4 protein-coding genes and 1 pseudogene are annotated in these 6,000 nt (G+C 52.9%); all 5 read left to right on the plus strand.

The annotated features are described in order from the left end of the window. Window positions 1-63: 63 nt before the first annotated feature. Window positions 64-546: a hypothetical protein gene (locus NDI52_RS30595; protein WP_348256939.1), complete on the plus strand. Its 483-nt coding sequence runs from the start codon at window positions 64-66 to the stop codon at window positions 544-546. A gap of 3 nt (window positions 547-549) precedes the next feature. Next, the gene (locus tag NDI52_RS30600) at window positions 550-1,395 is read left to right on the plus strand and encodes a hypothetical protein (protein ID WP_348256940.1); all 846 of its coding nucleotides are present in this window, start codon (window positions 550-552) and stop codon (window positions 1,393-1,395) included. A 77-nt stretch (window positions 1,396-1,472) separates the two neighbouring features. Beyond that, window positions 1,473-2,969: a hypothetical protein gene (locus NDI52_RS30605; protein WP_348256941.1), complete on the plus strand. Its 1,497-nt coding sequence runs from the start codon at window positions 1,473-1,475 to the stop codon at window positions 2,967-2,969. A 1,725-nt stretch (window positions 2,970-4,694) separates the two neighbouring features. Further along, window positions 4,695-4,871, plus strand: coding sequence for a hypothetical protein (locus NDI52_RS30610; protein ID WP_348256942.1), 177 nt, complete (start codon window positions 4,695-4,697; stop codon window positions 4,869-4,871). 203 nt (window positions 4,872-5,074) lie between these two features. Then, window positions 5,075-5,890, plus strand: a pseudogene (locus NDI52_RS30615) (reverse transcriptase N-terminal domain-containing protein); the annotation flags it as partial. Between the last annotated feature and the right edge of the window lie 110 nt (window positions 5,891-6,000).

The following is a 6,000-nucleotide window of genomic DNA, read 5'->3' on the forward strand; positions in this document are numbered from 1 at the left end:
CAGTTTCTCAGGCCGAGGCGATCGCCCCCTGTCCACTCCACGCAAATAGAGAGGAACAAACCTATGTTACGAAACCCAGACCCTGATAAACCCCTTGGCCAGCAACTGGTTCCCATTGCCGTTGTACTCGTCGCTGCCGGTGCCCTGGCTCTGGAAGCGCCTCGCCAATGGGAGCGCTACCAGCAACGCCAAAGCGAAGTGACCCGTGTTGCTAATCTTCAACGCAGCAACGAACTGATGGAGCAGGAACGGGCGATCGCCAATGCCCGCTACGAACAAGATTGCCTGCTGCTCTATGAGAATGAGCGGTTTGCTCAAATCGTGCCCAATGCCGTGGCTGTGAGTGGGACCAATGCCCAGCCCCTACAACCGGGCCTGGTGGTGTGCGATGGCATCGGTGGAACGGCTGTGGTGGGTGAGGGTGGTAATCTCACGCAGTTTGCTGGCAATGCCTCTCCCGATGTTGTGAAGCAGGCGATCGAGCGGGCGACCACTCGGGGCATCGTTGCTCCCCAGGTCAATTCCACTACACCAGCAGAGGGCTAAACGATGTCGAACATGCTCAAGAATCCTGGTTTAGGGAATAGTGGCTCGTTTGGAATTCTCATGCTGGTGTTGGTGACGCGGATCGCCGTGATTGTTTTCTGTGCCTGGAACGCCAGCCTCTACTACAAAATCTTGATCTCCTTTTTTGCGCCTGAAGGATTCTTCAAGCTCCTGATCGGCTTTGTAGCCTTGGTGCTGTGGGCCTTGCTGCAAGTGCTGGAAGCACTGCCCCTGCTGGTGAAAGGATCGCTCGGTGCCCTGGCTTTGCTGATTAAAGCGGCTGAACGGTTCCGTGGATTAGAGGTGAGCAAGTCAGACAACCCGTTGGTTGCAAGCCTGAAGTCTCAATACAACGCTTACCCGCAACGCTGGCTTGGTCGGGTCATGCTGCTGTGCTATGGAGCGTTCTGCACCGACCTGGCGATCCTGCTGCGCTACTTCAAGCCGTTTGAGGTGAGCTTTACGGGGCTAACGATTAACTGGGGTGAGTTGCTCTGGTTGGTTATCTGCCTATCCACGGTTCAGGTGACCGTGTTTCTGTGGCTGCTGGCGGAGGGTGGAAAGGTGATCTTCAAACCCGAGACTCAGCCCACGACTGGGAGCGGCAAACCTTCGACCTCTAGCAAGCCAAAGGAACCGACGAAATCAGCGGCACCCAAGGACGAACCCGAGCAACCGCCCAAACCTGAGGATGTGCCACCGGCTCAGAGCACCGTCACCCTGAAAGAAGCGATCGACAGCATCTTCAAGCGATTTGGCCTAGACTCCGCGGAGTCTGCCGCATGGGAAGCGTATCAGCGCAACGGCAACGGGCAGGCCACGACTCAGAAGCCATCTGAAAGCAAGTAAAAACCTTTTGTACGGGGCATTGAGGCGATCGCCCGTGCCCCTTTTTTGTCCCTTCACAACACCCTAGGAGACATCCCATGAACTTCAGTGACATCAAAGCTATTCAGCAGATCGCAGATTCCAACATTGACCCCCGTGCCGCACTGGTGCAGCAGGCAGGCGATCGCGTCTTGCAGGAGTACCACGGTGGGTTAATGGTGCCCCTGGTCGCGACACTAGCGGGTGCTGGCTACTGTCTATCGGTGCTGGCCTCTGCTCCCCTGGCGATCGCGGTCGGGTTGCTGGGTGGATGGTACCTGATTGACCGGGTACGCCAGGGTGAGAAGGCTTTTGACGACATTGAGAATGGACGCCTTGAGCGCTACCTGAATGAGCAGCAGCGCCGAGTGCTGGCCCAACTTCCTCCCGTTGAGGATGTGCCTGTGCAGCCTGCTGCCACGCTCCAAGCGGTTGAGGTTGCAGCCGTACCGGTGGGCACCATTGCTGCGCCTCCAGTATCCGCCCAATGGAAAGGGCAGCAGTGGCAGTTATGGAACCGGTTGATGGCGGACTGTCCAGACCTGCGGTATGCGCTGATGTGTAAGTTGTTAGTGGTATCGGGACCACAGCAAACTGGGAAATCAAGCTTGGCCAGTGCGATCGCCTACCTGCGCTCCTACCTGCTGGGCTGGCCGATGATTGTCGTCACTCCCCACGTCGATGGGCAGAAGCTTTTTGCCGGGGTGGTGGTAGGAGCGGGTAGTGACTTTGATGCGATTCAGGCCTTCTACAGCGACTTGGTAGAGAACTTGCGGTTGGGAGGCGATCGCCAAAGTTTGGTGATTGATGAGTTGACCCAATACAGCAACGGGCATGAGGAGTTGGGGCAGTCACTGGTCAGAACCGCGTTGAGTGAGAGCGATAAGCATGGCATTGCCCCCATCTTGATCAACCATGCCCGCACGGTCAGTGCAGGATTCTCCAATATCAAGGGGATGAAGGACTTGATTGATAGCTCGGCCATCCAGTTAACGCGGCAGTATGGGGAGACATCCTGGGGGGAGCAAACCCGATCTGCGGCTGTTCGCATGACTCGCCCAGGCCATAACGAAACCACGATGACCCTTCCCGATTGGCTTCACCTTCCAACATTGCAGCAGCACTACCCGATGGCGATCGCCATCGATGAGAGCGAACCCCAGGTCGTGACCGTACCTGCTGCACCTCCTGTCCAACCCCAACCGCAGGTGGAAGAGGGGAACCCATTTCAACTAACGGCTGAGATATTGGAGCGGCTTTACGAAGCCATGCCTGCTGAGATGGAACCTGGCTCTGTGGTCGATGAGCCAGGAGATAAGTTTAGTGATCCAGATACTGCGGCGCTGGAAGGACTGCCCAAAGAACTGAGGGCGATCGCCTGCTTCGCCCATCGCCGGGGTGAATGGATAACGGCAAGACAGGCGCGCTCTGGTATTCACCTTTTGCGGACAAGCCAAATCTCAACCGAGAAGATCCGAGGATTCTTTCAGCAATTAGCCAGTGAGGGAATCGGATGTGTGGAGGGTGAAGGGGAAGCGCTTCGATACCGATGTTAGAGGCTTTTTTGCGGTGACTAGGGTGTGGAGTGTGGAGGGGTGTGGAGAGTGTGGAGCCCTGTGGATGCTGCTTGTGGAGCCCATCCACAGAGCTCCACAAGCAGCATCCACACCTCACCCGCTCCACAGCGGTATCCACACTTCATCCACAGGGCCCATCCACGTGAAAGGGGTGGGCTTTTTGTTGCGATCGCTTAACCGCAACCGCCCTGATTGACTTTATACATCCCTATACAACGCCATATTAATTGTGTGATCTGTCACCATTTCTCACTGACAAGGTTCATGAATTACAAATATGCTGCTGTCATTGTTTTAATGAAACGCCCCTAGGAAAATATGCAAGAACTTGGTGGTAGGGTAAGTGCTTTATCTCGTTTCTCAACACCTTCTGGTTTATCTGCAGCGAGTCTGCAAAGACCCAGTGACTTAGAGACAACGAACCTATCACGGTTCAGTCGTAGGTCTTCAGATCGAACGGCTGTCCAGCCAAGAAGCTTGAGTAATCTGGATAATACGTTTCGCACAGCTAGGTTTGTCGGTGCATTAAGAGCCAGTACTGTTCCTTTGAATATTCGCTTTCAGGGGGTTATTGGTACAGGAGATCGGGTAGATGTCGTAAAGTTCAGGGTTCAGCCTGGAGCAAATTTCCCATCCTATACAGATGTCTTTAGTGTTTCTGGCGGTGCATTAAGAGCAAGCATCTATGTGCAGCATCCAAATCTGACAGGCAACCAAATTACTGCAGTAGGAACAAGAGTGTTAAGGGGTTCTTCAACAACCTTCTATAACACTCCTACTACCAATACGTTCCCTACCCCGATTACAGTTTACGTAAGATTATCTACAGGGGCTGCACGGGTGCGGTACAACTTGAGAACAGTATACAACCCAGCCTAAAGCTCTCCCTCAAACATTTTCCCGCTACGGGCGGATATATGTGGTAGCGAATTTGCCAAGGTTATAGTTATGGGTGGCGCAACTGCTCTGACCGATTCTCATTTTGGTGATCGTCATTTCGGTTAGTCACTGGGATTGTAGTAGAGTACAGCTTGTTGAATGCTTGCTCAGAAACTTGAGTAGCTGCTCTGCGCGGCAGCTATTCCACACAAGAATGAGGGTTTCAGCATCCAAAAATGCCTGAAATAGAGGGTGTACTATCCATGCGAGAGTAGTACTTAGGAGATTTCTGCATAAGAAATTACCTTAGTCCAAGGGTTGGGCCATCCTGTACTACAGGCATGAAAACACTGCTCTGGCGGGCACCCATAATTTTTTCTATGCTTGTTAATGGGTGTTAGTGTTTGGGAATTTTATTGGAGAGCTATAGAATCGCTGGAACCGAAAACGTCACCTGATAGCTACACAGCACTTTATTAGAGAGACGGTGCGGTTCAGCTAAAAAATCAGCGAGTACAAATCGTAGCCTAACTATGCCCATGCATGCCGACTGCCAAAAGTTGATCAATCGTGATGCAAAAGCTATTGGTTGCGGGTGATGGGCAACGTGTGCGATTCGTTCATCCTAAATGAGGCATCGTCCTCAGGGACGGATGGCGAGGGTAAAACCTCGACAACTGAATCATCGTGAGGGTGCAAGACCCTCTCTCCAAGTGCAAGGAGTAACAGCATCACCCCTACGGAGCGACTGGTTCTCAAACCGTAAAGCGGGGTGAAAAGGCAATAAACTGGAAGCCTCATCCGGTGGATGTTGAGCATGAATCAATGGATAGCGAAAGCGAAGCTGTGTCTGAACTGTCGTCAGATCAATCCAGCCAAATTAGGCTGATAGGCTGGAGCCAAAAGGCAAAGGATATTGGGGCAGGCGTTTACGTTCACGACCTGTATGCACTCCCACTAAACCCGGCAGAAAGCAGCATCCTAAAGATTCAAGAACGGTGATTCGGAACGAAGTAACTCCTCAATGGCTCTTTGGGAAGGTCGATGCCCTGAGTAGGTGCCAACTGGAAGCCGTGAGTGAGCAAGATGGTCTAAGAAGCCAAAGCCTAGAGTAATGTCTGGGATATGCTGACGTAGACCCGATAGTTTGGAATGAATGGGTACAAGTAGCAGTCAATACGTCTAAAGCACAGTTGATGAAACTGATGAGGGAATGGAGAACGATCCCTTGGCGAAAGCTAGAGCGGAAAGTTTTTAAGCTGCAAACGCGCATATTCAAAGCCTCACGTCGTGGTGATGTCAAGGCAGTCCGGCGACTCCAGAAAACGTTAATCCGGTCATGGTCAGCCAAGAGTCTAGCGGTCAGACGGGTGAGTCAAGACAATCAGGGCAAGCAAACGGCAGGGGTGGATGGTATTAAGTCACTCACCCCAGAACAACGGCTCGAACTGGTTGATCAACTGAGACTCTTTGGGCGGGCAAAACCGACGCGCCGAGTTTGGATACCTAAACCCGGAGGCAAGGCGGAAAAACGCCCGCTTGGAATTCCCACACTTGCCGACCGCGCCTTACAAGCGCTGGTCAAATTGGCTCTAGAGCCAGAATGGGAAGCCCGCTTTGAACCAAACTCCTACGGGTTCCGACCCGGACGGGGATGTCATGATGCAATTGAAGCGATATACAACGGCATATTGCTGAAAGCCAAATATGTGCTGGATGCCGATATCTCGAAGTGTTTCGACCAAATTAATCAAGATGCCCTGTTAACCAAGATCAACACCTTTGCGACACTACGCCGCCAAATCAGGGCGTGGCTGAAGTCAGGGGTATGGGATCAAGGACAATGGTTTGCGACAACCACTGGAACACCTCAAGGGGGCGTGTTGTCGCCATTGCTGGCAAACATTGCCCTACATGGCATGGAAACCCTCATCAAACAAGCATTTCCCAAGACCTGGGATGCTCAAATAAAAGGGCACATCCAACCACCCCATCTGATTCGCTATGCGGATGATTTTGTGCGCCACGAGGCGCGGATTGTGCAAGGTGCGAGAGCACCTGCTGCCTGCCGTAGGGGGGCAAACCTATCCCCCTAGCCTATAAGCAGAGCAACTTATAGGTCAGGGCGCGC

Origin of the sequence: Leptolyngbya sp. PL-A3 (assembly GCF_039962325.1) — a bacterium.
GTDB lineage: Bacteria > Cyanobacteriota > Cyanobacteriia > Elainellales > Elainellaceae > Vacuolonema.

Coding starts and splice junctions, on each gene's coding strand:
- NDI52_RS30605 (WP_348256941.1), top strand. CDS start 1,473: ATGAACTTCAGTGACATCAAAGCTATTCAGCAGATCGCAGATTCCAAC.
- NDI52_RS30595 (WP_348256939.1), top strand. CDS start 64: ATGTTACGAAACCCAGACCCTGATAAACCCCTTGGCCAGCAACTGGTT.
- NDI52_RS30600 (WP_348256940.1), top strand. CDS start 550: ATGTCGAACATGCTCAAGAATCCTGGTTTAGGGAATAGTGGCTCGTTT.
- NDI52_RS30610 (WP_348256942.1), top strand. CDS start 4,695: ATGGATAGCGAAAGCGAAGCTGTGTCTGAACTGTCGTCAGATCAATCC.